Origin of the sequence: Pseudomonas sp. A-1 (assembly GCF_004801855.1) — a bacterium.
Lineage (GTDB): Bacteria > Pseudomonadota > Gammaproteobacteria > Pseudomonadales > Pseudomonadaceae > Geopseudomonas.
Genome location: NZ_SSTC01000037.1, coordinates 1 through 24,014 on the forward strand (window position 1 = coordinate 1; position 24,014 = coordinate 24,014).

Here is a 24,014-nt window from a genome sequence, read left to right on the forward strand (position 1 = left end):
AGCACGCGGCGCGGCGCCTCGATCACGTTGTCGAGGATGGTCATGTGCGGCCACAGGTTGAAGTTCTGGAACACGAAGCCGAGCTGGCTGCGCAGACGGTTGATCTGCCGGCTGTCGGCGGCGACCAGCGCGCCGTCCTTGCCCGGCTTGAGCCTGAGTTCCTCGCCGGCGACGAAGATCTGCCCCGCGTGCGGGCTTTCCAGCAGGTTGATGCAGCGCAGGAAGGTGGACTTGCCGGAACCGGAGGAGCCGAGGATGGAAATGACGTCGCCGTCGCGCGCGGTCAGCGAGATGCCCTTGAGCACCTCGAGGTCGCCGTAGCGTTTGTGCAGGTTGCGGATTTCCAGTGCCGGAGTGGCTGCGGCCATGGGGGGATTCCTGATGTCGTTGTGCGGATCAAGCTAGCACAGCGGCCGGCGCCGTCGCCATGGGGCGCCCGGGCGGCCTGCTGCGGTTTTCTGCGCGCGTTGCCGGGGCGCCTCAGCGCCGCTGCAGCAGCACGCCGCTTTCCATGTGGTGGGTCCAGGGGAACTGGTCGAACAGCGCGCAGCGCACGATGCGGTGGGTGTCGTCGAGCTGGGCGAGGTTGGCGGCCAGGGTCTCGGGGTTGCAGGAGATGTACAGGATGCTGTCGAAGCGCCGGGTCAGCTCGCAGGTGTCCGGGTCCATGCCGGCGCGCGGCGGATCGACGAACACGCTGCCGAACTCATAGCCCTTGAGGTCGATGCCGGCCAGGCGGCGGAACGGGCGCACCTCGTTGAGCGCCTGGGTCAGCTCCTCGGCGGACAGGCGCACCAGCTCGATGTTGCCGATGCCGTTGCCTTCGATGTTGGCCAGCGCGGCGTTGACCGAGGTCTTGCTGATCTCGGTGGCCAGCACGCGGCGCACCCGGGTGGCCAGCGGCAGGGTGAAGTTGCCGTTGCCGCAGTACAGCTCGAGCAGATCGTCGCTGCGCTCGCCGAGGGCGTCGTAGGCCCAGTTGAGCATCTTCTGGCAGACCACGCCGTTGGGCTGGGTGAAGGCGCCTTCCGGCTGGCGATAGCGGAAGCTCCGCCCGGCCACGCTCAGCTCCTCTTCCACGTAGTCCTTGCCGATGACGATGCGCTTGCCGCGCGAGCGGCCGATCAGGCTGACGCCGAGCTGCGCGGCGACCTGCTCGGCCTCGGCCTGCCAGACCGCGTCCAGCGGGCGGTGGTAGCACAGGGTGATCAGCGCGTCGCCCGCCAGGGTGGTGAGGAACTCGACCTGGAACAGCTTGTGCGACAGCACCTCGCTGGCCTGCCAGGCGGCCTTCAGCTGCGGCATCAGTTCATTGATGCGCTGGCTGGCCACCGGGAACTGCTCGATCAGCACCGGGGTGTGCTTGTCGCCCTCGAACATCGCGTAGTGGCGGCCGTCGGCCTCGCGCCACAGGCGGAACTCGGCGCGCAGGCGGTAGTGCTCGGCCGGCGAGTCGAACACCTCGGGCTCGGGGGCATCGAACGGCGCCAGCAGCTCCTGCAGGCGGGCCTTCTTCGCGGCGAGCTGGGCGGCGTAGTGGGTCGGGTCGAGGGAGGGACTGTGCATGGCGGACTCGTGTGCGAAAGGGGAAACCGGTCAGGCGAAGAAGCCCAGCTTGACCACGAACAGGATCGACAGCACCCACATGGCGCTGTTCAGCTCGCGGGCGCGCCCGCAGCACAGCTTGATCGCCGTCCAGCTGATGAAGCCGAGGGCGATGCCGTTGGCGATGGAGAAGGTCAGCGGCATGGCCAGCGCGGCGATCAGCACCGGCGCGGCCTCGCTGAGGTCGTCCCAGGCGATGTCGGCCAGGCCGCCGGCCATCAGCACGGCGACGAAGAACAGCGCCGGGGCGGTGGCGTAGTCGGGCACCGCGGCGGCCAGCGGCGAGAAGAACAGGCTGAGCAGGAACAGCGCGGCGACCACACAGGCGGTCAGCCCGGTGCGCCCGCCGGCGCTGATGCCGGCGGCCGACTCGATGAAGCTGGTGGTGGTCGAGGTGCCCAGCGCGGCGCCGGCCATGGTCGCCGTGCTGTCGGCCAGCAGGGCGCGGCCCAGGCGCGGCAGCCTGCCGTCCGGGCCGACCAGGCCGGCCTTCTGCGCCACGCCGATCAGGGTGCCGGAGGTGTCGAACAGGTCGACGAACAGGAAGGCGAAGATCACGCTGACCAGGCCGACGTCCAGCGCGCCGGCGATGTCCAGTTGCAGCAGGGTCGGCATCAGGCTCGGCGGCGGCGCCACCACGCGGTCCAGCTCGGTCAGGCCGAGGGCCAGCGCCGCGGCGGTGACGGCGAGGATGCCGATCATCACCGCCCCGGTGACGCGGTGGTGGACCAGCGCGACGGTGAGCAGGAAGCCGAGGCCGGCGAGCAGCGGGCCGGGCTGGCCGAGGTCGCCGAGGGCGACCAGGGTGGCCGGGTGGTCGACGACGATGCCGGTGTTCTTCAGGGCGATCAGCGCGAGGAACAGGCCGATGCCGGCGCTGATCGCCGTGCGCAGCGGCAGCGGGATGCTGTGGATGATCCACTCGCGGATGCGGAAGATCGACAGGGCGAAGAACAGCACGCCGGAGAGGAACACCGCGCCGAGCGCCACCTGCCACGTGTAGCCCATGGTCAGCACCACGGTGTAGGTGAAGAAGGCGTTGAGGCCCATGCCGGGGGCGAGGGCGATCGGGTAGTTGGCCAAGAGGCCCATGACCAGCGAGCCGATCGCGGCGGCCAGGCAGGTGGCGACGAACACCGCGCCCTGGTCCATGCCGGTCTTGGCGAGGATGCTCGGGTTGACGAACAGCACGTAGGCCATGGTCAGGAAGGTGGTGATCCCGGCGAGGATCTCGGTGCGCACCGTGGTCTGGTGGGCCTTGAGGTGGAACAGTCTTTCCAGCATGGGGTTCTCCGGTGCTCGGCCTGCGCGAGCGGAACGCCGGGGTCGGCGCCAACGGCGCCCCCGCTGCCTTGTGGGCGGCAGGGGCGGGAAAAAAGGCGCGCATCATACCAGCGCCGCGGCGCCTGGTGAAATTCTGCCCAGCTCAGCCCTTGCGCGCGCGCAGGATGACGAACTTGGGCGTGGCGCCGACCTGGCTGACCTCGCGGAACAGGCGCTTGAGCTTGGCGTGGTAGCCGAGGTGGCGGTTGCCGACGATCCACAGCTCGCCGCCGCGCCCCAGCGCGGCGTGGGCCTGCTGGAACATGCGCCAGGCGAGGAAGTCGCCGACCACCTGCTGCTGGTGGAACGGCGGGTTGCACAGCACCAGGTCCAGCGACGCCGGCGGCTGGCCGGCCAGGCCGTCGGCGGCGCGGATGGTGACGGGGCGCCCGCCCAGCGCGGCGCGCCAGTTCTCTTCTGCGGATTGGATGGCCATGAACGACTCGTCGACCAGGGTGTACTCGGCCTCGGGGTTGGCCAGCGCGCTGGCGATGGCCAGCACGCCGTTGCCGCAGCCGAGATCGGCGACCCGCGCGCGGCCGAGGCCGCTGGGCAGCAAGGGCAGGAAGGCGCGGGTGCCGATGTCCAGGCCCTCGCGGCAGAACACGTTGGCGTGGTTGACCAGCTCCAGCCGCGGCTCGTCCAGGCGGTAGCGGGTCGGGTAGGGCGACAGCGGCGCCGGCCGGGCTTCGGGCGTGCACAGCAGCAGGCGCGCCTTCTTCACCGCCAGCGAGGCCTGCACCGGGCCGAGGTACTGCTCCAGCAGGTCGCCGGCGGCGCGCGGCAGGTGCTTGAGCATGCCGGCGGCCACCACCCGCGCGCCCGCGGCGAGCTGGCCGTGCAGGCGGATCAGCTGCTCCTCGAGCAGCGCCAGGGTCTTCGGCACGCGCAGCAGTACCCAGTCGAACGGACCCTGCGGTGTCTGGCTGGCCGGCACGAACTGCACCGCCTCCGCCGCCAGGCCGTTGCGCGCCAGGTTCTTCTGCAGCGCCAGGGCGCCGAGGAAGGAGTCGCCGCTGCTGACCACCCGGGCGTGCGGCGCCAGGGCGCAGGCCAGCGCGCCGAAGCCGTCGTTGAGCAGCAGCACGCGGCTGCCTTGGGCCAGGCCCTGCGCGTGCAGGTGCGCCAGCAGGTACTCGTCGGCGGCGTCGAAGGCCTGCAGCGGGTCGTGGCGCTGCTCGGGCTGGCGCAGCAGGTCGAGTTGGGCGAAGGGGGAGACGAACAGGGGCATGGGCGGGGGATTTGCGCTATATGAAGGAAGCCGCCGCGCCGGCGGCAGCGGAGGGAGGCAAGTATGACGGCCAGCGCAGAGAAGTTCACCCGCCAGCACCTGCTCGAGGTGTGGCGCTGGTCGCCGAGCCTGTTCAGCCTGCGCTGCACGCGCGATCCGGGCTTCCGCTTCCGCGCCGGCCAGTTCGCCCGCCTCGGCGTGCGCAAGGCCGACGGCGGCATCGTCTGGCGTGCCTACTCGATGGTCTCGGCGCCGCACGACGAGTTCCTCGAGTTCTTCTCCATCGAGGTGCCGGACGGCGAGTTCACCGGCGAGCTGAAGCAGCTGGCGGTCGGCGCCGAGCTGCTCATCGAGCGCCAGGCCTACGGCTATCTCACCCTCGACCGCTTCGTCGACGGTCGCGACCTCTGGCTGCTGGCCAGCGGCACCGGCGTGGCGCCCTTCCTGTCGATCCTCCAGGACCCCGAGGTATGGCAGCGCTTCGAGCGCATCGTGCTGGCCTACAGCGTGCGCAGCGCCGCCGAGCTGGCCTACCAGGCGCTGATCGCCGACCTGGCACGCCGCGAGTGGCTGGAGGGCGTGGCGCACAAGCTGGTCTTCCTGCCGGTGGTGACCCGCGAAGCCGTGCCCGGCTGCCTGCAGGCCCGCCTCACCGCACTGCTCGACAGCGGCGAGCTGGAGCGTGCCGCGGGGCTGCCCATCACCCCCGGGGATTCGCGGCTGATGCTGTGCGGCAACCCGGCGATGGTCGAGGAGCTGCATGCGCGGCTCAAGGCGCGCGGCCTGCAGCTCAGCCTCAGCCGGCGGCCGGGGCAGCTGGCGCTGGAGAACTATTGGTAAAGAACTACTGGTAAAAGGCTGGTTACGTTTTTCTCGCCGGACTGTCACACGCTGGCCTTATGATGGCGGCCTTGTTTCCGACCGAATGGTTCCGATGGACAGCGACAGTAGTTGCAGGCCGCCCGTGGCATCCGCACCGCGGGTGGCCTTCCCTCCGCTCTACCCCGTCTCCTGGCGTGCTTCCTGCATCGCCGTCATCCCGTATTGCGTATGCCCGCCTGCCCCCGGTAGCGCGGGCTGCCTTCGTTCTGCCGAGAGAGTCTGACCGCTATGGAATGGATCGCCGATCCGACGGCCTGGATGGGCCTGCTGACCCTGATCGTCCTGGAAATCGTGCTGGGCATCGACAACCTGGTGTTCATCGCCATCCTCGCCGACAAGCTGCCGCCGCAGCAGCGCGACCGGGCGCGGCTGATCGGCCTGTCGCTGGCGCTGCTGATGCGCCTGGGCCTGCTGGCCAGCATGGCCTGGCTGGTCACCCTCACCGCGCCGCTGTTCGAGGTGCTGGGCCAGAGCTTCTCCGGGCGCGACCTGATCATGCTGTTCGGCGGCGTGTTCCTGCTGTTCAAGGCCACCATGGAGCTGCACGAGCGTCTCGAGGGGCATGCCCAGCACAGCACCGGCAGTCGGACCTATGCGCAGTTCTGGCCGATCGTCGCGCAGATCGTGGTGCTCGATGCGGTGTTCTCCCTGGATGCGGTGATCACCGCGGTGGGCATGGTCGAGCAGCTGTCGGTGATGATGGTCGCGGTGATCATCTCCATCGGCCTGATGATGGTGGCCAGCAAGCCGCTGACCGCCTTCGTCAACGCTCGCCCGACGGTGATCATGCTGTGCCTGGGCTTCTTGATGATGATCGGCTTCAGCCTGACCGCCGAGGGCTTCGGTTTCCACATTCCCAAGGGCTACCTGTACGCGGCGATCGGCTTCTCGATCCTCATCGAGGTGTTCAACCAGCTGGCCCGCCACCGCCGCAAGCGCAGCCTGCAGGAGGGCGCGCGCAGCCACCGCGAGCGCACCGCCCATGCCGTGCTGCGCCTGCTCGGCGGCAAGCCGGTGGCCGCCGACGAGGTCGGCGAGGAGATCGCCGACCTGCTGGAGGGCAGCGATGCCGGCGCGGCCGAGCCGTTCGACCGCCGCGAGCGGGTGATGATCAGCGGCGTGCTGCACCTGGCCGAGCGTTCGATCCGCACGGCGATGACCGAGCGCCACGCGGTCGACCACATCGACCTGGAAGCCGGCGCGGCGCAGATCCAGCAGGCCCTGCTCGAATCGCCGCACTCGCGCCTGCTGGTGCTGCGTGGTGGTGCGGTGGACGAGCCGCTCGGCTACGTGCACAAGAAGGAACTGCTCAGGGAGCTGCTGCGCGGTGCGCAGCCGGACATCGAAGGCCTGCTGCGCGCGCCGCTCAACCTGCCGGACAGCTGCACGGTGCTCGGCGCGCTGGAGCAGATGCGCGAGGCCCAGGCCCACGTGGCCTTCGTGGTCAACGAGTTCGGCGAGTTCCAGGGCCTGTTGACTCTCACCGACATCCTCGAGGCGATCGCCGGCGAGCTGCCGGATGCCAGCGAGGTGGCGGGCCCGGACATCGAGCCGTGCGCCGAGGGCTACCGGGTCAGCGGCGCCATCAACCTCAGCCTGCTGCGCGAGCGCCTGGGCTTCCAGGCGCGGCCGACCGAGGACTACCAGACCCTCGCCGGCCTGGCGCTGAGCCTGCTCGACCGCCTGCCGGCGATCGGCGACGCGCTGGAGTTCGCCGGCTGGCAGCTGCGGGTGATCGAGGTGCGGGAGCGAAGGGTCAGTCGCCTGCTGCTCAAGCCGCCGGCCCAGATGGCGTGAAAGCTGCTGCGCTTGCTCATGCTGCGTTGAAATCGGCTTCGGACAGTGGCTTGCCACTGAACGCCCGCAAGGGCGGCCCCGAAGGGGCGAGCGCAGCGAGTCATGCTCATTTGCAACCAGCAAACTCCGCTTCCTCAGCCGATTTCGCCTTGCCTGACCTGCGCTCGCGACGCTTTCACACCATCTGGGGGTATGGCTCAACAAGGCCAGAAACGACAACGGCGCCCATCGGGCGCCGTTGTGCGTTGTGCGGAAGGGCTATTTGTTCTGCTGCGCCTTGAGCAGGTCGCGGATCTCGCAGAGCAGCTCCTGGTCCTTGGTCGGTGCCGGCGGCGCGGCGGGGGCGGCCTCCTCCTCGCGCTTGAGCTTGTTGATCGCCTTGATGCCGATGAAGATGGCGAAGGCGATGATGGTGAAGTCGATGATGGTCTGGATGAACTTGCCGTAGGCCAGCAGCACCGCCGGCGTCTCGCCCTCGGCGGCCTTGAGGGTGATCGCCAGATCGCTGAAGTCGACCCCGCCGATGATCATGCCCAGCGGCGGCATGATCACGTCGCCGACCAGCGACGAGACGATCTTGCCGAAGGCGGCGCCGATGATGATGCCGACCGCCATGTCGATCATGTTGCCCTTGACGGCGAAGGCCTTGAATTCTTGCAGCAGGCTCATGGTTCACTCCCTGAGGTTTGGATTGCGGCTAGTATAGTCCGAGCGTGGCGGTTGGACATGCGCTGCGCTGGGTGGTTCAGCCGCCGCTGGTGGCCTGGCGCAGGCGCTCGGCGATCTGCTCGGTGAGGGTCACCCGCTGGTTCTTCAGGGTCTGCAGGGCCACGTCGTCGAGCGGCTCGCGGCCGTCCTCGACGGCGTAGATGCGCTTGTCCAGCGCCTCGTAGCGTTCGGCCAGCTGGCCGAAATGGCTGTCGCTGGCCAGCAGCGCGCGCAACTGCTCCTGATGCTCGGGGAATTCGCGGTGCAGTGGATGACGTGCGTGGGGCATGACGATCACTCCCGGCTGGATGAGGTCCCTTGAGCCTAGCTCATCGGCCGCCGGCGTCATGGCATCGGCTCAGTGGGTCGGCGGGTTGATCAGGTAGCTCAGCAGCTCGTCCTCGCCATCGGCCGGGAAGATCGGCACGGCGCGCAGCGGCAGCTGCGCCAGCAGGGCCTGCCAGAACGCGCAGGCCTGGGCGTCCTGGCGGTAGAAGCGCACCACCCAGGGCGTGCCGTCGCCCATCAGCTGGGCGACCAGGGCGCGGCCGATGCCGTGGCGGCGGTAGCGGCGCAGGATGAACAGGTCGGCGAACTCGGCCGCGTCGATGCCCGGCAGCTCGCAGCGCTCGATCAGCAGGAAGCCAGCGATGAAGCCGTCGGCGAGGATCAGCCGGGCGCTCCAGCCCGGCTCCTGCCAGTAGCGCGCCAGGTGCTCCTCGTGGATGTAGAAGCGCCCGTCGGTCTCGACGTCCTCGCCTTCCCAGTCCGACGAGTCGTAGGCGTAGAACTGGTAGAGGTTGCGGATCAGCGGCAGTTGCGCGGCGCTGGCGGGGACGAGCTGGATCTGCATGGCGGGGCGACTCGGGCGCGGACGGAGCGCTATTATCGCGCTTTTCCGGACGGAGACCGCCATGGCCAAGGCCAAGCGCATGTACGGCTGCAGCGAGTGCGGCGCCACCTTCCCCAAGTGGGCCGGGCAGTGCGGCGAGTGCGGGGCGTGGAACACCCTGATCGAGACCGTGCTGGAGGGGACGGCGACGCCCAGTGGCCGCGGCGGCTGGGCCGGCCAGCAGGCCAACGTCAGGACCCTCGCCGAGGTCAGCGTCGAGGAGACGCCGCGCTTCTCCACCGCCTCCAGCGAGCTGGACCGCGTGCTCGGCGGCGGCCTGGTCGACGGCTCGGTGGTGCTGATCGGCGGCGACCCGGGCATCGGCAAGTCGACCATCCTGCTGCAGACCCTGTGCCGCATCGCCGAGCGCATGCCGGCGCTGTACGTCACCGGCGAGGAGTCGCAGCAGCAGGTGGCGATGCGCGCGCGGCGTCTCGGCCTGCCCGAGGACAAGCTCAAGGTGATGACCGAGACCAACATCGAGACCATCATCGCCACCGCGCGCCAGGAGAAGCCGCGGGTGATGGTGATCGACTCGATCCAGACCATCTTCACCGAGCAGCTGCAGTCGGCGCCGGGCGGCGTCGCCCAGGTGCGCGAGAGCGCGGCGCTCTTGGTGCGCTTCGCCAAGCAGAGCGGCACCGCGGTGTTCCTGGTCGGCCACGTCACCAAGGAAGGTGCGCTGGCCGGCCCGCGGGTGCTCGAGCACATGGTCGACACCGTGCTGTACTTCGAGGGCGAGTCGGACGGCCGCCTGCGCCTGCTGCGCGCGGTGAAGAACCGCTTCGGCGCGGTCAACGAGCTGGGCGTGTTCGCCATGACCGACCGCGGCCTCAAGGAGGTCAGCAACCCCTCGGCGATCTTCCTCACCCGCGCCCAGGAGGAGGTGCCGGGCAGCGTGGTGATGGCCACCTGGGAGGGCTCGCGGCCGATGCTGGTGGAGGTGCAGGCGCTGGTCGACACCAGCCACATGGCCAACCCGCGCCGGGTGACCCTCGGCCTCGACCCCAACCGCCTGGCCATGCTGCTGGCCGTGCTGCACCGCCACGGCAGCATTCCCACCTACGACCAGGACGTGTTCCTCAACGTGGTCGGCGGGGTCAAGGTGCTGGAGACCGCCTCGGACCTGGCGCTGCTCGCCGCGGTGATCTCCAGCCTGCGCAACAAGCCGCTGCCGCACGACCTGCTGGTGTTCGGCGAGATCGGCCTGTCCGGCGAGATCCGCCCGGTGCCCAGCGGCCAGGAGCGCTTGAAGGAAGCCGCCAAGCACGGCTTCAAGCGCGCCATCGTGCCCAGGGGCAACGCGCCCAAGGAGTCGCCGGCGGGGCTGGAGGTGGTGGCGGTGACGCGCCTGGAGCAGGCGCTGGATGCGCTGTTCGAGTAGCGCCGGCTAGCCGCGCAGCAGGGCGCTCAGCTCGCGCTCGAGCAGCTCTCGGCTGCCCAGGTTGAGCTCGATGAGGCGGCGCAGGTGGGTGATCGAGTCGAGGTCGATCTCCCGGCAGTAGAAGCCGAGCAGGTCGTCGCTCTGGTGGGCCAGGCTCACCGTCATGCGCACCTCGACCTGCGGGGCGAGCTGGAGGCTGGCGTGGATCGCGGTGTCGGGCTGCATTGCCCAGCCGGCCGGGCGGCTGACCAGCAGGCCCTTCAGGGACAGGTCATGCAGCTGCACGGTCCAGCGCTGCGCGCCGTGCCGCAGTTCGGCGTCGGCCTCGAAGGGGATGCGCTGGAAACGGCGACGCTCGTGGGACTGCTCGGGCATGACGGGGCTCCTCGATGGTTTGCGGCGGCACTATAAGCCATGTCGGGTCGGTGCGGCTGGGGTGCGGGCAAAAAGAAACCCGGCCGGGGCCGGGTTTCTTCAGTGCGCAGCGTGAGCCTTACTTGCCGTACACCGGCAGGCGGGCGCAGACGGCCTTGACCTTCTCGCGCACGGCGTCGATCACCGACTCGTCGCCCATGTTCTGCAGGATGTCGCAGATCCAGCCGGCCAGCTCGCGGCACTCGGCTTCGCCGAAACCGCGGGTGGTCACCGCCGGGGTGCCGATGCGCAGGCCGGAGGTGACGAAGGGCGAACGCGGGTCGTTCGGCACGGCGTTCTTGTTGACGGTGATGAAGGCGCGACCCAGGGCGGCGTCCGCGTCCTTGCCGGTGATGTCCTGCTTGATCAGGCTGAGCAGGAACAGGTGGTTCTGGGTGCCGCCGGAAACCACGTCGAAGCCGCGCTCGACGAACACCTCGGCCATGGCCTGGGCGTTCTTCACCACCTGCTGCTGGTAGGCCTTGAACTCGGGGCTCAGCGCTTCCTTGAAGCACACCGCCTTGGCGGCGATCACGTGCATCAGCGGGCCGCCCTGGCCGCCCGGGAACACGGCGGAGTTCAGCTTCTTCTCGATCTCCTCGTTGGCCTTGGCGAGGATCAGGCCGCCGCGCGGGCCGCGCAGGGTCTTGTGGGTGGTGGTGGTGACCACGTCGGCGAACGGCACCGGGTTCGGGTACACGCCGGCGGCGACCAGACCGGCCACGTGGGCCATGTCGACGAACAGGTAGGCACCGACCTTGTCGGCGATCTCGCGGAAGCGGGCGAAGTCCAGCACCTGCGAGTAGGCGGAGAAGCCGGCGATGATCATCTTCGGCTGGTGCTCGACGGCCAGGCGCTCGACCTCGTCGTAGTCGATCAGGCCGGTTTCCGGGTTCAGGCCGTACTGCACGGCGTTGTAGATCTTGCCGGAGAAGTTGACGCTGGCGCCGTGGGTCAGGTGGCCGCCGTGGGCCAGGCTCATGCCCAGCACGGTGTCGCCCGGCTTGACCAGCGCCTGGAACACCGCGGCGTTGGCCTGGGAGCCGGCGTGCGGCTGGACGTTGGCGTAGTCGGCGCCGAACAGCTCTTTGGCGCGGTCGATGGCCAGCTGCTCGACGATGTCGACGTATTCGCAACCGCCGTAGTAGCGCTTGTGCGGGTAGCCTTCGGCGTACTTGTTGGTCAGCACGCTGCCCTGGGCTTCCATCACCGCCGGGCTGGTGTAGTTTTCAGAGGCGATCAGCTCGATGTGCTCTTCCTGGCGCTGGGCTTCTTGCTCCATGGCGGCAAACAGGTCGGCGTCATAGCGGGCGAGGGTCAAATCACGGCTGAACATGGCGGTCCTCTGGGGATCGGGGCGAATAGGGAGATAAGAGCGGTATTCTACCCGAATGCCGCCGGGCTGGCACATGAATGGGCGTCACGCGTCAGACAAGCGGCCCTCATGCGCCCGCCGCGGCCCGCCAGTCCCGCTGGTTTGCCCTGTCCGGCGCATTCGGGTAGCTTTGCGCCACGCGTGCGAGGCCCCTGCGGCGCGGAGTTCGCCGCCGGCCTTGCCCCCACCGTCGTCAACCATTCAGGTCCGTCATGGCTCAATACGTTTTCACCATGCATCGGCTCGGCAAGGTCGTGCCGCCGAAGCGTCAGATTCTCAAGGACATCTCCCTGTCGTTCTTCCCCGGCGCCAAGATCGGCGTGCTCGGCCTGAACGGCGCGGGCAAGTCGACCCTGCTGCGCATCATGGCCGGCGTCGATACCGAGTTCGAAGGCGAGGCCCGGCCGATGCCCGGGATCAAGATCGGCTACCTGCCACAGGAGCCGCAGCTCGATCCGGAGAAGAGCGTGCGCGAGATCGTCGAGGAGGCGGTGGGCGAGATCAAGCAGGCCCAGGCCCGCCTCGACGAGGTGTACGCCGCCTACGCCGAGCCGGACGCCGACTTCGACGCGCTGGCCGCCGAGCAGGCCAAGCTGGAAGCCATCCTGCAGGCCGCCGACGGCCACAACCTCGAGCGCCAGCTGGAAGTCGCCGCCGACGCCCTGCGCCTGCCGGCCTGGGACGCCAGGATCGAGCACCTCTCCGGTGGCGAGAAGCGCCGCGTGGCGCTGTGCCGCCTGCTGCTGTCGGCTCCCGACATGCTGCTGCTGGACGAACCGACCAACCACCTGGACGCCGACTCGGTGGCCTGGCTGGAGCGCTTCCTCCACGACTTCCCCGGCACCGTGGTGGCGATCACCCACGACCGCTACTTCCTCGACAACGTCGCCGGCTGGATCCTCGAACTGGACCGTGGCGAGGGCATCCCCTTCGAGGGCAACTACTCGCAGTGGCTGGAATCCAAGGCCGCCCGTCTGGCCCAGGAGGCCAAGCAGGAAGCCGCCCATGCCAAGGCGATGAAGGCCGAGCTGGAGTGGGTGCGCCAGGGGGCCAAGGCCCGCCAGGCCAAGTCCAAGGCGCGCCTGCAGCGTTTCGAGGAGATGCAGTCGCAGGAATTCCAGAAGCGCAGCGAGACCAACGAGATCTACATTCCGGCCGGTCCGCGCCTGGGCGACAAGGTCATCGAGTTCAACGGCGTGAGCAAGGGCTACGGCGATCGCCAGCTGATCGACAACCTGACCTTCAGCGTGCCCAAGGGCGCCATCGTCGGGGTGATCGGCGGCAACGGCGCGGGCAAGTCGACCCTGTTCCGCATGATCCTCGGCAAGGAGCAGCCGGACGCCGGCAGCATCGACATCGGCGAGACCGTGCAGATCGCCAGCGTCGACCAGAGCCGCGAGCACCTCGACGGCAGCAAGACCGTGTGGGAGCAGGTCTCCGACGGCTTCGACATGATCAAGGTGGGCAACTACGAGGTGCCCTCGCGCGGCTACGTCGGTCGCTTCAACTTCAAGGGCGCCGACCAGCAGAAGTTCGTCAAGGACCTCTCCGGCGGTGAGCGCGGGCGCCTGCACCTGGCGCTGACCCTCAAGCAGGGCGGCAACGTGCTGCTGCTCGACGAACCGTCCAACGACCTCGACGTGGAAACCCTGCGCGCCCTGGAAGAGGCGCTGCTCGACTTCCCCGGCGCGGCCATCGTGATCTCCCACGACCGCTGGTTCCTCGACCGCATCGCCACCCACATCCTCTCCTACGAGGACGATGCCCAGGTGTACTTCTTCGAAGGCAACTACACCGAGTTCGAGGCCGACCGCAAGAAGCGCCTCGGCGACGCGGCGGCCCAGCCGCACCGGGTGCGCTACAAGAAGCTGGCCTGAACGGCCGCCGGATGAAGAAACGGAGCCTCAGGGCTCCGTTTTTTCTTGCCGGCCTCTGGCTGCACGCCAGCCGAGCCTGTCAGCCGAGCATCTCCAGCTCCGGCGTCGTGGCCGCCTTGGGCTGTTCCCCGGCGCCATCGTGCAGCATCACCCGGTTGCGCCCGGCGTGCTTGGCGCGGTACAGCGCGGCGTCGGCGTCGCTGGCCAGCGCCTTGGCCTCCTGTTCGCCGTGCAGCTCGGCGATGCCGCAGCTGAAGCTGCAGCTCAGATCCTGCGCCTGGGTGGGGAACTTGATCTCGGCGAAGCGCCGGCGGATCTCGTCGAGCACCCGCGCCGCGGTGGCCGCGTCGGTGTCCGGCAGCACCACGGCGAACTCCTCGCCGCCGTAGCGGCCGATGTGGTCGGTCTTGCGCAGGCGCTGCTTGAGGAACAGCGCCAGGCTCTTGATCACCCGGTCGCCCATCGGGTGGCCGTAGCGGTCGTTGACCTGCTTGAAGTGGTCGATGTCGAGCATGGCGAAGGCCAGCGGCCGCTGCTCGCGGCGGGCGCGCACCCGGGCGTCCTCGAGCAGCTGGAGGATGTGGGTGTGGTTGTACAGCCCGGTCAGGCTGTCGCGCACCATGCGCGCCTTGAGGTTGCGCGCACGGGCGGCGCGGTTGCGCACGGTGGCGATCAGGTGGCGGGCCTTGATCGGCTTGGTCAGGAAGTCGTCGCCGCCCTCGCTCATGGCGTCGAGCTGCTTGTCGATGTCGCCCTCGGCCGACAGGTAGATGATCGGCACGCTGACGTAGCGCTCGTGGTGGCGGATCACCTTGGCCAGCTCGGTTCCCAGGCACTCGGGCATGTACATGTCGAGGATGATCAGGTCGGGCTGGAACTCGCCGAGTTCGGCCATCACGCGGATCGGGTCGGTCAGGCTGCGGGTGATGATCCCGGCGCTGTTGAGCATGCGCTCGGTGAAGATGGTCTGCGCCCGCGAGTCGTCGACGATCAGCACCTTGTAGGGTTCGTGCTGGGTCAGCCGGGTCAGGTCCTCGAGGCGTTCGAGCAGGGCCGAGGCATCCAGGCTGCCGCAGAAGAAGTCCTCGCCGCCGGCGCGCACCGCCGCCAGGCGGGTGCGGGTGTCGGCCTCGTGCTCGCTGAAGAACAGCACCGGCAGCTTTTCGCCCAGGCCCTGCTGGGCTTCCTCGATCAGCAGCAGGCCGCCGCCGGCTCCGGCGAAGTCGATCTCCATGACGATGGCCGCCGGGTGGCGCTGGCGCATGGTCAGGCGGAAGTCGTCGGCGCCGTCCAGCGGCAGCGCGGTGAAGCCGAAGAACTCCAGCTGGCGGGCCAGGCGCTCGCTGCGCTCGGCGTCGCACAGCCCCAGGTAGATCGGCTTGCGCAGGCGGCTGAGGATGCCCGCGTCGCAGTCGTCGCCCTGGCGCAGGCCGGTGCGCGCCAGGCGCTGCATCAGGCTGTCGAGCTCGCTGATCAGGTGGCTGCTCAGGCGGCCGCGGTTGGCGTCGACGGCCTGCAGGCACTGCTCGATGGCGGCGGCCAGCTGGACGTGGCGCGGCTGCTGGAAGCGCTCGGCGAAATGGCCGAGGCGCCGGGTGGCGGCGCTCAGCTGGGCCATGTAGGTGGTGTTCCACTCGCTGCGCTGCAGGCTCAGCCACAGCTCGAGCACTTCGCGCGCCTGGTGGATCACCCGCTGGGCGAAGTGCTGCTTGAGGCGATCGCTGCTGTGCTCTTCGTGCTCGTTCATGCTGCCGGGTTCCGTGGCTGAGTGTCGGCGTGCAGGGTTTCCGCTGACTGCGGTCACCGGTCCTTTGAACGGCTCAGTATAACCTCGCAGTGTTGCCGGAATGCGTCGATTGTCGCATTCCGATGGTGCCTTGTGGTGGCGGCGCTGCCGTTGATCGGCGTCAGTGCAAACCGGCGGCGGGCCGTCCAATTGAAGACGATGCCGATCCTGCGGAGCAGCCGGGATGGCCGCCATTGCCGCCCCCCATGCCGCCCTCGATGCCCTGGCCTCCGAGCGGCGCAGGGCTGAGCCGCTCGAGACTGGCCCCGGCCGCCGGTTGCAGCCGTTCTTGTCATTCCCTGGCTGCGGGTCAACAATCGGCGGCAGTCCGCCCGTCGTCGCGCTGCGCTTGCCCGCCGCCCGGCCGGGTCGCCCGGCGCGGCCGCTCGCCGCGCCTGCCCGTCACCTGTGTGGAACCCCCTCGATGGCCGATTTCCAGCAATCCCTGCGCCTGCTGCCCGAGCAGCTGGGCAGCCAGTTCAGCGCCGAGCTGCTCAACTTCAACAGTACCGACGAACTCGAGCCGTTCCGCGGCGTGCTCGGCCAGGAGCGCGCGGTGGCCGCCCTGCAGTTCGGCGTGGCCATGCCGCGCCCCGGCTACAACGTGTTCGTCATGGGCGAGCCGGGCACCGGGCGCTTCTCCTTCGTGCGCCGCTACCTCAAGGCCGAGGCCAAGCGCCAGGTCACCCCGTGCGACTGGGTCTACGTCAACAACTTCGACGAGCCGCGCGAGCCGCGTGCGCTGCGCCTCGACCAGGGCAGCGCGCAGGGGCTGATGGCCGACATCGACCAGCTGATCGACAATCTGCTGGCCACCTTCCCGGCGGTATTCGAGACGCCCACCTACCAGCAGAAGAAGAGCGCCATCGACCGCGCCTTCAACCAGCGCTACGACCGCGCCCTGGATATCATCGAGAAGCAGGCCCTGGAGCGCGGCATCGCCCTGTACCGCGACAGCGCCAACATCGCCTTCACCCCGATGCAGGACGGCAAGGCGCTGGACGAGGCCGAGTTCGCCCAGCTGCCGGAAGCCGAGCGCGAGCGCTTCCACGACGACATCGCCGAGCTGGAGGAGCGCCTCAACGAGGAGCTGGTCGGCCTGCCGCAATGGAAGCGCGAGTCGAGCAACCAGCTGCGCCAGCTCAACGAGGAGACCATCACCCTGGCCCTGCAGCCGCTGCTGGCGCCGCTGTCGGCCAAGTATGCGGAGAACGTCGGCGTCTGCACCTGGCTGCAGGCCCTGCAGCTCAACCTGCTGAAGACCGTGGTCGACCAGCTGGTCGAGGACAACCGTCCGGATGCGCAGAAGCGCCAGGGGCTGGTGGAGTTCTATGCGCCCAGCCTGGTGGTCGGCCATGTCCACAACGGCGGCGCACCGGTGGTGTTCGAGCCGCACCCGACCTACGACAACCTGTTCGGCCGCATCGAGTACAGCTCCGACCAGGGCGCGCTGTACACCAGCTATCGCCAGCTGCGCCCCGGTGCGCTGCACCGCGCCAACGGCGGCTTCCTGATCCTCGAGGCCGAGCGGCTGCTCTCCGAGCCGTTCGTCTGGGACGCGCTCAAGCGCGCCTTGCACTCGCGCCAGCTGAAGATGGAGTCGCCGCTGGCCGAACTCGGCCGCATCGCCACCGTCACCCTCACCCCGCAGGTGATCCCGCTGCAGGTCAAGGTGGTGATCGTCGGCTCGCGCGAGGTCTACTACGCCCTGCAGGACCTCGACCCGGACTTCCAGGAACTGTTCCGCGTGCTCGCCGACTTCGACGAGGACATCCCGCTGCTCGAGGACAGCCTCGAGCAGTTCGCCCAGCTGCTGAAGACGCGCACCTCCGAGGAGGGCCTGGCGCCGCTGACCAACGATGCCGTGGCGCGCCTGGCGACCTACAGCGCGCGCCTGGCCGAGCACCAGGGGCGGCTGTCGGCGCGCATCGGCGACCTGTTCCAGCTGGTCAGCGAGGCCGACTTCATCCGCCAACTGGCCGGCGAGGCGCTCACCGACGTCGGCCACATCGAGCGCGCGCTCAAGGCCAAGGCCACCCGCACCGGCCGGGTATCGGCGCGCATCCTCGACGACATGCTTGCCGGGGTTATCCTGATCGACACCGCCGGCGCCGCCATGGGCAAGTGTAACGGCCTGACCGTGCTGGAAGTCGGCGACTCGGCGTTCGGCGTGCCGGCGCGCATCTCCGCCACCGTCTATCCCGGCAGCTCGGGCATCGTCGACATCGAGCGCGAGGTCAGCCTCGGCCAGCCGATCCACTCCAAGGGGGTGATGATCCTCACCGGCTATCTCGGCAGCCGCTACGCCCAGGAGTTCCCCCTGGAGATCTCGGCGAGCATCGCCCTCGAGCAGTCCTATGGCTACGTCGACGGCGACAGCGCCTCGCTCGGCGAGGTGTGCACGCTGATCTCGGCCCTGTCGCGGGTGCCGCTCAAGCAGTGCTTCGCCATCACCGGCTCGATCAACCAGTTCGGCGAGGTGCAGGCGGTCGGCGGAGTCAACGAGAAGATCGAGGGCTTCTTCCGCCTGTGCGAGGCGCGCGGCCTCACCGGCGAGCAGGGGGTGATCATTCCCCACGCCAACGTCTGCAACCTGATGCTCGACGAGCGGGTGATCCAGGCGGTGCGCGCCGGGCAGTTCAGCGTCTACGCCGTGCGCACGGTGGACGAGGCGCTGAGCCTGCTGGTCGGCGAGCTGGCCGGCAGCGCCGACGAGTGCGGCATGTTCCCCGCCGGCTGCGTCAACGCGCGGGTGGTCGAGCGCCTGCGCGAGATCGCCGAGATCGAGGAGGAAACGGAAGCGGAGGAGGGCGAGAGCGCCGCCAGGGACGAGCCCCAGGCCAGGAGCCCGGCCGCCGCGCAGCCGCCGCGCCAGGCCCGTCGTCGCCGCTACTGAGACGCCCCGGGCGCGTTCTGGCGGTTTTCTGTACAGCCGGCCGCGGGCTGCCGCGGCTGGCCGGTTGCGCCCATCTGCCCCCGTCTCATGCACAAGGTTATCCACAGATCGCGGGGATAACTGGCGACTTTCCAGCAGGGCCCCGGGCGACTAGGATCAAGTCAGGACCCTGCGAGGAGAGTCGCCATGTCGCGTCACTTCTGTCTGACCCGGCGCAGCCCGGGCATCGTCACGCGCATCGAATGCACGATCCGCCCGCTGGCCGGTGGCCAGGGCCTGTGGACGCTGCTCTGCGCTGCCGGCCTGAATGCCTGCCAGCCCTCGGCGGTCAAGGCGCAAGGCCCGTTCCACGGCCTCGCCGAGGCGCAGGAGGTGCTCGCCGAAATCGTCGAGAATCTGCACAACCAGGGCTATCAGACGGTCGCCGAACCGCCGATCTGGTGCCTGCACCTGCAGGCCGAACTGCGCCGGCAGAATGCCGGGCGCGGCCATCCGGCCGGCGGCTTCCGCCTGGTGCCCTAGGACGGCAGCTGCCGCTCGGGCCAGCTACGCACGGCCTGCCGTTGGTCGCCGTGCGCCATTCATCCAGAATCCTTCCACACAATTATCCACAGCCTGCGGCGCTGCCCGGGCTGCAGGAAGGAGCGGACGGACGGTATACTCGCCGCTCCCTTGTTCACCGCCGTGCCCCTTTCATGGAACGACTCATCGAAAACACCATGTACGCCGCGCGCTGGCTGCTGGCGCCGATCTATTTCGGCCTGTCGCTGGCGCTGCTGGCCCTGGCCCTGAAGTTCTTCCAGGAAATCTTCCACGTCCTGCCCCACGTGTTCGAGCTGGCCGAGGCCGAGCTGATCCTGGTGCTGCTGTCGCTGATCGACATGGCGCTGGTCGGCGGCCTGCTGGTGATGGTGATGTTCTCCGGCTACGAGAACTTCGTTTCCCAGCTCGACATCGCCGACGGCAGGGAGAAGCTCGAGTGGCTGGGCAAGATGGACGCCGGCTCGCTCAAGCTCAAGGTGGCCTCGTCCATCGTGGCGATCTCCTCGATCCACCTGCTGCGCATGTTCATGGACGCGCAGAAGATCCCCAACGACAAGCTGCTGTGGTACGTGATCATCCACATGACCTTCGTGGTCTCGGCCTTCGCCATGGCCTACGTGGACAAGCTGACCAAGCACTGACCCGGCCTTGCGTGCTTCCCGCCACCGCCCGTCTCGCCTCCGGCAGACGGGCGGTGGCGTTTTTGCCTTGCAGAAGCGTTTTTCTGTACAAATGCTGTGCATCATATGTTTTGTGTACAGTAATGCTGTGAGGTAACCGTCATGAACCTGCACCACCTCCCCATCCCGGCCCTGCCCGGCTGTCCGCACCGCCTGGCCGCCGAACCGTGAGCATCGCCGCCCTGCGCCTGGTCCTCGGCGACCAGCTGTCCTTCGACCTGGCTGCGCTGGACGGCCTCGATCCGGCGCGCGACCGCGTACTGCTCGCCGAGGTGGCCGAGGAAGCCGGCCACGTGCCGCACCATCCGCAGAAGATCGCCTTCCTGTTCAGCGCCATGCGCCACTTCGCGGAAGGCCTGCGCGAGCGCGGCGTGGCGGTGGACTACGTGACCCTCGACGACCCGGCCAGCAGCGGCTCGCTGGCCGGCGAGCTGGCGCGCTTTGCGGCCCGGCACCGGCCCCAGAGCATCCACGTCACCGAGGCCGGCGACTGGCGGGTCGAGCAGGCGCTCAAGGCCAGCGGCCTGCCGATCGTCTGGCATGCCGACACCCGCTTTCTTTGCGCGCGCGCCGAGTTCGCCCGCTGGGCGCAGGGCAAGAAGCAGCTGCGCATGGAGTTCTTCTATCGCGAGATGCGCAAGCGGACCGGCCTGCTGCTGCACCCGGACGGCACGCCCGAGGGCGGCGCCTGGAACTTCGACGCCGACAACCGCAAGGCGCTGCCCCGCGGCCTGCGCGGCCCCCTGCCGCTGCGCTGCGCGCCGGACGCCATCAGCCGCGAGGTGCTGGCGCTGGTGGCCGAACGCTTCGCCCACCACTACGGACGCCTCGACGGCTTCGACTATCCGGTGACCCACGCCGAGGCCGAGCAGCTCTGGGCGCATTTCCTCGATTTCGGCCTGGCCGCCTTCGGCGACTACCAGGACGCCATGGCCGAGGGCGAGCCATTTCTGTTCCATGCCAGGATCGGCGCCGCGCTCAACGTCGGCCTGCTCGACGTGCGCCGGCTGTGCGCCGACGTGGAAACGGCCTACCGGCAGGGGCGGGTGGCGCTGAACGCCGCCGAGGGCTTCATCCGCCAGCTGATCGGCTGGCGCGAGTACGTGCGCGGCATCTACTGGCTGCAGATGCCGGACTACGCGCAGCGCAACGCCTTCGCCAGCACGCGGGCGCTGCCGGAGTTCTACTGGAGCGGGCAGACGCGGATGAACTGCCTGCGCCAGGTGATCGGCCAGACCCTCGAGCACGCCTACGCCCACCATATCCAGCGGCTGATGGTCACCGGCAACTTCGCCCTGCTCGCCGGCATCGCGCCGCCGGCGCTGTGCGGCTGGTACCTGGCGGTGTACATGGATGCCTTCGACTGGGTGGAGCTGCCCAACGTGCTGGGCATGGTGCTGCACGCCGACGGCGGCTACCTGGGCTCCAAGCCCTACTGCGCCAGCGGCCAGTACATCAGGCGCATGTCCGACTACTGCCAGGGCTGCGCCTACAAGGTGAGCGAAAGCACCACGGACGACGCCTGCCCGTTCAACGCGCTGTACTGGCACTTCCTGATCCGCCACCGCGACCGGCTGGAGGGCAATCCACGGATGGGCATGGTCTACCGGAACCTGGCGCGCATGGACGAAGCCAGGCGCCAGGCACTGTGGCAGCGCGGCGAGGCGCTGCTGGCGCGGCTGGATGGCGGGGAGGCGCTGTGAGGAAGAAGGCCGATCTGCCGGTGAAGGTCTGCGCGGTGTGCGGCCTGCCGTTCGCCTGGCGCAGGAAGTGGGCGCGCTGCTGGGACGAGGTGCGCTACTGCTCGGAGCGCTGCCGGCGCGGGCGCGGCAGGACGGGGTAGCCGGCGCCAGCCTGCGCTGCCCGGGCGCCGGGCGTCTGTGCTAGTCTGCCCGGCCTTTTCACCCCTTGCGTGGAGTTCCCATGTCCCAACTCGACCTTTCCACCGACGAAGCCCGGGTCAGCTACGGCATCGGCCGTCAGCTCGGCGGCCAGCTGCGCGACAACCCGCCGCCCGGCGTCAGCCTGGACGCCATCCTCGCCGGCCTGGCCGACGCCTTCAGCGGCGCCGACAGCCGCGTGGCCAACGACGCGCTGACCGCCAGCTTCCAGGTGATCCGCGAGCGCATGCAGGCCGAGCAGGCGGCCAAGGCCGAGGCTGCCGCCGCCGCCGGTCGCGACTACCTGGCCGAGAACGCCAAGCGCGAGGGTGTCACCGTGCTGGCCTCCGGCCTGCAGTTCGAGGTGCTGGTGCAGGGCGAGGGCGCCAAGCCGGGCGCCGACGATCACGTGCGCACCCACTACCACGGCACCCTGATCGACGGCACCGTGTTCGACAGCTCCTACGAGCGCGGCCAGCCGGCGGAATTCCCGGTCGGCGGCGTGATCCCGGGCTGGGTCGAGGCCCTGCAGCTGATGAACGCCGGCAGCAAGTGGCGCCTGCACGTGCCGAGCGAACTGGCCTACGGCGCCCAAGCGGTCGGCAGCATCCCGCCGCACAGCGTGCTGGTGTTCGACGTCGAGCTGCTGGACATCCTGTAAGGTCGTTCACGATCTGCTGCGCGTCGGCCATACTGCGTTGCGATCGGCTTCGGACTGCTCATTTACAACTCGTAAACTCCGCGTCCTCAGCCGCTCGCGCCTTGCCTGGCTCTAGCTCGCGAGATCGTGAGCTTCCCGCGCCTAGCTGGGAAAGCGAAAACGCCCGTCGCGGCCAGGCCGGACGGGCGTTCTGTCGTGTGCGGGAAGCTCAGTGGGTGCGCGCGACGGCGAACTCGGTCAGCTCCACCAGGGCGTCGCGGTACTCGCTGGCCGGCAGCACGTCGAGGCTGGCGATGGCCCGGGCGGCGTAGTCGCGGGCCTTCTGCGCGGTGTAGTCGAGGGCGCCGGCGGCTTCCACGGCGGCGCGGATGCTTTCCAGGTCTTCGATGCCGCCCTGCTGGATGGCCTTGCGCACCAGCGCGGCCTGCTCGGGGCTGCCTGCGCGCATGGTGTGGATCAGCGGCAGGGTCGGCTTGCCCTCGGCCAGATCGTCGCCGACGTTCTTGCCCAGGGTGGCGGCGTCGCCGCGGTAGTCGAGCAGGTCGTCGACCAGCTGGAAGGCGACGCCGAGGGCGTCACCGAAGGTGCGCAGCGCATCGACCTGCGCGGCGCTGGCGCCGGCCAGCAGCGCGGCGCTGTGGGTGGAGGCCTCGAACAGCATCGCGGTCTTGCCGCGGATGACCTCCATGTAGATCTCCTCGGTGGTGCTGGCGTCGCGGATCTTCGACAGCTGCAGCACCTCGCCCTCGGCGATCACCCGGGTGGCGTTGGCCAGCACCTGCATCACCGGCAGCTCGCCGAGCTCGACCAGCATCTCGAAGGAGCGCGCGTAGAGGAAGTCGCCGACCAGCACGCTGGGCGCGTTGCCCCACAGCGCGTTGGCGGTGGAGCGGCCGCGGCGCATGCCGGACTTGTCGACCACGTCGTCGTGCAGCAGGGTGGCGGTGTGCAGGAACTCGATGGTGGCGGCCAGCAGCTCGAGGCGCTCGCCGCGGGCGCCGAGGGCGTTGCCGGCCAGCAGCACCAGCAGCGGACGCAGGCGCTTGCCGCCGGCGGAGGTGATGTAGTCGCCGATCTTCTCCACCAGCGGCACGCGCGAGGCGAGCTGGCGACGGATGATGCCGTCGACGGCGGTGAAATCGTCCGCCACCACGCGGTAAAAGGCCTGGGGTTGCATCGGCTGACAGGGCTCCTCTTTAATTGCGCGGCATGCTAGGTGTCGGGTCCGGCACTGTCAAGGCGAGCCGGAGGCGCACTTGCCAGGCCGCGCGGCCTTGCGTACAATCGCCGGCCCGAACATCCCTGGCATTCCCTGCCTTACGCAATGCAGTGGCGACCCTTCCGGCGCGCTGCAGCCATGCTGGCCAATAACTCCTCCACCAAAGCGCCAGGTGAGCAGGTCTAACGGAGACATCCCATGTACGCAGTAATTGTTACCGGCGGCAAGCAGTACAAGGTCGCTGAAGGCGAATTCCTCAAGATCGAAAAGCTCGACGTGGCGACCGGCGAAAGCGTGGCTTTCGAGCAGGTCCTGCTGGTCGGCAACGGTGACGACGTCAAGATCGGTGCTCCGGTCGTCGAAGGCGCCAAGGTGACCGCCGAAGTGATCGCCCAGGGCCGTCACGACAAGGTGCGCATCATCAAGTTCCGTCGCCGCAAGCACCACATGAAGCGTCAGGGCCACCGTCAGTGGTTCACCGAAATCAAGATCACCGGCATCCAGGCCTGATCCCCCTCTTTTTCCGGAGTATTGACTCATGGCACACAAAAAAGCTGGCGGTTCTACCCGTAACGGCCGCGATTCCGAAAGTAAACGCCTTGGCGTGAAGATGTACGGCAGCCAGGCCGTCGTTGCCGGCAACATCCTCGTGCGTCAGCGCGGCACCAAGTTCCACGCCGGCGTCGGCGTCGGCATGGGCAAGGACCACACCCTGTTCGCCAAGGTGAACGGCGTGGTGAAGTTCGAGACCAAGGGTGCCTTCGGTCGCAAATACGTGAGCATCGTGACCAACTGATCGCGCGCTTGCCGAAAAAGCCCTGTCTGCCGACAGGGCTTTTTTATTTGTACTTCCCTTGCTCT

23 protein-coding genes are annotated in these 24,014 nt (G+C 68.9%); 12 read left to right on the top strand and 11 right to left on the bottom strand.

Annotated features, from left to right (window positions below; all coding sequences use genetic code 11):
- From E5198_RS10395 to E5198_RS10410, 4 genes are all read right to left on the bottom strand, one after another.
- The coding region (locus E5198_RS10395; RefSeq protein WP_136489928.1) for an ATP-binding cassette domain-containing protein at nucleotides 1-368 on the bottom strand (368 nt) is incomplete at its 3' end.
- 112 nt (nucleotides 369-480) lie between these two features.
- Complete coding sequence (gene trmA, locus E5198_RS10400; RefSeq protein WP_136489929.1) at nucleotides 481-1,566, bottom strand: tRNA (uridine(54)-C5)-methyltransferase TrmA; 1,086 nt, start codon at nucleotides 1,564-1,566, stop codon at nucleotides 481-483.
- 30 nt (nucleotides 1,567-1,596) lie between these two features.
- Nucleotides 1,597-2,889, bottom strand: coding sequence for an NCS2 family permease (locus E5198_RS10405; RefSeq protein ID WP_136489930.1), 1,293 nt, complete (start codon nucleotides 2,887-2,889; stop codon nucleotides 1,597-1,599).
- Nucleotides 2,890-3,031: 142 nt separating this feature from the next.
- On the bottom strand, nucleotides 3,032-4,159 hold the full coding sequence (locus E5198_RS10410) for a methyltransferase (RefSeq protein ID WP_136489931.1): 1,128 nt from the start codon (nucleotides 4,157-4,159) through the stop codon (nucleotides 3,032-3,034).
- A gap of 63 nt (nucleotides 4,160-4,222) precedes the next feature.
- Here E5198_RS10410 and E5198_RS10415 point away from each other — a divergent pair, with 63 nt between their 5' ends.
- Entirely contained in the window at nucleotides 4,223-4,999 is a 777-nt protein-coding gene (locus tag E5198_RS10415; protein WP_136489932.1) for a ferredoxin--NADP reductase, read from the top strand.
- Nucleotides 5,000-5,269: 270 nt separating this feature from the next.
- Nucleotides 5,270-6,838, top strand: a complete 1,569-nt coding sequence (locus E5198_RS10420; RefSeq protein ID WP_136489933.1) for a TerC family protein — start codon at nucleotides 5,270-5,272, stop codon at nucleotides 6,836-6,838.
- 258 nt (nucleotides 6,839-7,096) lie between these two features.
- Here E5198_RS10420 and mscL read toward each other — a convergent pair whose 3' ends face one another.
- The 3 genes from mscL to E5198_RS10435 form a co-directional block, all read right to left on the bottom strand.
- Nucleotides 7,097-7,507: a large-conductance mechanosensitive channel protein MscL gene (mscL, locus tag E5198_RS10425; protein ID WP_136489934.1), complete on the bottom strand. Its 411-nt coding sequence runs from the start codon at nucleotides 7,505-7,507 to the stop codon at nucleotides 7,097-7,099.
- Nucleotides 7,508-7,583: 76 nt separating this feature from the next.
- Nucleotides 7,584-7,835, bottom strand: a complete 252-nt coding sequence (locus E5198_RS10430) for a YdcH family protein (protein WP_136489935.1) — start codon at nucleotides 7,833-7,835, stop codon at nucleotides 7,584-7,586.
- Nucleotides 7,836-7,904: 69 nt separating this feature from the next.
- Nucleotides 7,905-8,399: a GNAT family N-acetyltransferase gene (locus E5198_RS10435; RefSeq protein WP_136489936.1), complete on the bottom strand. Its 495-nt coding sequence runs from the start codon at nucleotides 8,397-8,399 to the stop codon at nucleotides 7,905-7,907.
- A gap of 61 nt (nucleotides 8,400-8,460) precedes the next feature.
- On the opposite strand from E5198_RS10435, the gene radA reads away from it, so the two are divergent.
- Nucleotides 8,461-9,822, top strand: a complete 1,362-nt coding sequence (gene radA, locus E5198_RS10440) for a DNA repair protein RadA (protein ID WP_136489937.1) — start codon at nucleotides 8,461-8,463, stop codon at nucleotides 9,820-9,822.
- A 6-nt stretch (nucleotides 9,823-9,828) separates the two neighbouring features.
- Here radA and E5198_RS10445 read toward each other — a convergent pair whose 3' ends face one another.
- Nucleotides 9,829-10,197, bottom strand: coding sequence for a PilZ domain-containing protein (locus E5198_RS10445; protein WP_136489938.1), 369 nt, complete (start codon nucleotides 10,195-10,197; stop codon nucleotides 9,829-9,831).
- Between the two features lie 118 nt (nucleotides 10,198-10,315).
- Complete coding sequence (glyA, locus tag E5198_RS10450; RefSeq protein WP_136489939.1) at nucleotides 10,316-11,572, bottom strand: serine hydroxymethyltransferase; 1,257 nt, start codon at nucleotides 11,570-11,572, stop codon at nucleotides 10,316-10,318.
- Nucleotides 11,573-11,823: 251 nt separating this feature from the next.
- Here glyA and ettA point away from each other — a divergent pair, with 251 nt between their 5' ends.
- The gene (gene ettA / locus E5198_RS10455) at nucleotides 11,824-13,488 is read left to right on the top strand and encodes an energy-dependent translational throttle protein EttA (protein WP_136489940.1); all 1,665 of its coding nucleotides are present in this window, start codon (nucleotides 11,824-11,826) and stop codon (nucleotides 13,486-13,488) included.
- Between the two features lie 79 nt (nucleotides 13,489-13,567).
- On the opposite strand, the gene E5198_RS10460 is transcribed toward ettA, so the two are convergent.
- Entirely contained in the window at nucleotides 13,568-15,235 is a 1,668-nt protein-coding gene (locus E5198_RS10460; protein WP_136489941.1) for a diguanylate cyclase, read from the bottom strand.
- Between the two features lie 463 nt (nucleotides 15,236-15,698).
- Here E5198_RS10460 and E5198_RS10465 point away from each other — a divergent pair, with 463 nt between their 5' ends.
- From E5198_RS10465 to E5198_RS10490, 6 genes are all read left to right on the top strand, one after another.
- Nucleotides 15,699-18,170 carry a Lon protease family protein gene (locus E5198_RS10465; RefSeq protein ID WP_136489942.1) on the top strand — a complete coding sequence of 824 codons (2,472 nt, stop codon included), beginning with the start codon at nucleotides 15,699-15,701 and terminating at the stop codon, nucleotides 18,168-18,170.
- 186 nt (nucleotides 18,171-18,356) lie between these two features.
- Nucleotides 18,357-18,692 carry a hypothetical protein gene (locus E5198_RS10470; RefSeq protein ID WP_136489943.1) on the top strand — a complete coding sequence of 112 codons (336 nt, stop codon included), beginning with the start codon at nucleotides 18,357-18,359 and terminating at the stop codon, nucleotides 18,690-18,692.
- A gap of 173 nt (nucleotides 18,693-18,865) precedes the next feature.
- Complete coding sequence (locus tag E5198_RS10475; RefSeq protein ID WP_136489944.1) at nucleotides 18,866-19,354, top strand: TIGR00645 family protein; 489 nt, start codon at nucleotides 18,866-18,868, stop codon at nucleotides 19,352-19,354.
- Nucleotides 19,355-19,560: 206 nt separating this feature from the next.
- Complete coding sequence (locus tag E5198_RS10480; RefSeq protein WP_136489945.1) at nucleotides 19,561-21,096, top strand: cryptochrome/photolyase family protein; 1,536 nt, start codon at nucleotides 19,561-19,563, stop codon at nucleotides 21,094-21,096.
- Nucleotides 21,093-21,236 carry a DUF2256 domain-containing protein gene (locus E5198_RS10485; protein WP_136489946.1) on the top strand — a complete coding sequence of 48 codons (144 nt, stop codon included), beginning with the start codon at nucleotides 21,093-21,095 and terminating at the stop codon, nucleotides 21,234-21,236. The genes E5198_RS10480 and E5198_RS10485 overlap by 4 nt, the downstream gene beginning before the upstream one ends.
- 80 nt (nucleotides 21,237-21,316) lie before the next feature.
- The gene (locus E5198_RS10490) at nucleotides 21,317-21,934 is read left to right on the top strand and encodes an FKBP-type peptidyl-prolyl cis-trans isomerase (RefSeq protein ID WP_136489947.1); all 618 of its coding nucleotides are present in this window, start codon (nucleotides 21,317-21,319) and stop codon (nucleotides 21,932-21,934) included.
- A gap of 208 nt (nucleotides 21,935-22,142) precedes the next feature.
- Here E5198_RS10490 and E5198_RS10495 read toward each other — a convergent pair whose 3' ends face one another.
- Entirely contained in the window at nucleotides 22,143-23,111 is a 969-nt protein-coding gene (locus E5198_RS10495) for a polyprenyl synthetase family protein (RefSeq protein WP_136489948.1), read from the bottom strand.
- A 240-nt stretch (nucleotides 23,112-23,351) separates the two neighbouring features.
- Here E5198_RS10495 and rplU point away from each other — a divergent pair, with 240 nt between their 5' ends.
- Entirely contained in the window at nucleotides 23,352-23,663 is a 312-nt protein-coding gene (gene rplU, locus E5198_RS10505; RefSeq protein WP_136489950.1) for a 50S ribosomal protein L21, read from the top strand.
- A gap of 28 nt (nucleotides 23,664-23,691) precedes the next feature.
- Nucleotides 23,692-23,949, top strand: a complete 258-nt coding sequence (gene rpmA / locus E5198_RS10510) for a 50S ribosomal protein L27 (RefSeq protein WP_136489951.1) — start codon at nucleotides 23,692-23,694, stop codon at nucleotides 23,947-23,949.
- Nucleotides 23,950-24,014 lie beyond the last annotated feature (65 nt).

Coding starts and splice junctions, on each gene's coding strand:
- trmA (WP_136489929.1), bottom strand. CDS start 1,566: ATGCACAGTCCCTCCCTCGACCCGACCCACTACGCCGCCCAGCTCGCC.
- E5198_RS10405 (WP_136489930.1), bottom strand. CDS start 2,889: ATGCTGGAAAGACTGTTCCACCTCAAGGCCCACCAGACCACGGTGCGC.
- E5198_RS10410 (WP_136489931.1), bottom strand. CDS start 4,159: ATGCCCCTGTTCGTCTCCCCCTTCGCCCAACTCGACCTGCTGCGCCAG.
- E5198_RS10415 (WP_136489932.1), top strand. CDS start 4,223: ATGACGGCCAGCGCAGAGAAGTTCACCCGCCAGCACCTGCTCGAGGTG.
- E5198_RS10420 (WP_136489933.1), top strand. CDS start 5,270: ATGGAATGGATCGCCGATCCGACGGCCTGGATGGGCCTGCTGACCCTG.
- mscL (WP_136489934.1), bottom strand. CDS start 7,507: ATGAGCCTGCTGCAAGAATTCAAGGCCTTCGCCGTCAAGGGCAACATG.
- E5198_RS10430 (WP_136489935.1), bottom strand. CDS start 7,835: ATGCCCCACGCACGTCATCCACTGCACCGCGAATTCCCCGAGCATCAG.
- E5198_RS10435 (WP_136489936.1), bottom strand. CDS start 8,399: ATGCAGATCCAGCTCGTCCCCGCCAGCGCCGCGCAACTGCCGCTGATC.
- radA (WP_136489937.1), top strand. CDS start 8,461: ATGGCCAAGGCCAAGCGCATGTACGGCTGCAGCGAGTGCGGCGCCACC.
- E5198_RS10445 (WP_136489938.1), bottom strand. CDS start 10,197: ATGCCCGAGCAGTCCCACGAGCGTCGCCGTTTCCAGCGCATCCCCTTC.
- glyA (WP_136489939.1), bottom strand. CDS start 11,572: ATGTTCAGCCGTGATTTGACCCTCGCCCGCTATGACGCCGACCTGTTT.
- ettA (WP_136489940.1), top strand. CDS start 11,824: ATGGCTCAATACGTTTTCACCATGCATCGGCTCGGCAAGGTCGTGCCG.
- E5198_RS10460 (WP_136489941.1), bottom strand. CDS start 15,235: ATGAACGAGCACGAAGAGCACAGCAGCGATCGCCTCAAGCAGCACTTC.
- E5198_RS10465 (WP_136489942.1), top strand. CDS start 15,699: ATGGCCGATTTCCAGCAATCCCTGCGCCTGCTGCCCGAGCAGCTGGGC.
- E5198_RS10470 (WP_136489943.1), top strand. CDS start 18,357: ATGTCGCGTCACTTCTGTCTGACCCGGCGCAGCCCGGGCATCGTCACG.
- E5198_RS10475 (WP_136489944.1), top strand. CDS start 18,866: ATGGAACGACTCATCGAAAACACCATGTACGCCGCGCGCTGGCTGCTG.
- E5198_RS10490 (WP_136489947.1), top strand. CDS start 21,317: ATGTCCCAACTCGACCTTTCCACCGACGAAGCCCGGGTCAGCTACGGC.
- E5198_RS10495 (WP_136489948.1), bottom strand. CDS start 23,111: ATGCAACCCCAGGCCTTTTACCGCGTGGTGGCGGACGATTTCACCGCC.
- rplU (WP_136489950.1), top strand. CDS start 23,352: ATGTACGCAGTAATTGTTACCGGCGGCAAGCAGTACAAGGTCGCTGAA.
- rpmA (WP_136489951.1), top strand. CDS start 23,692: ATGGCACACAAAAAAGCTGGCGGTTCTACCCGTAACGGCCGCGATTCC.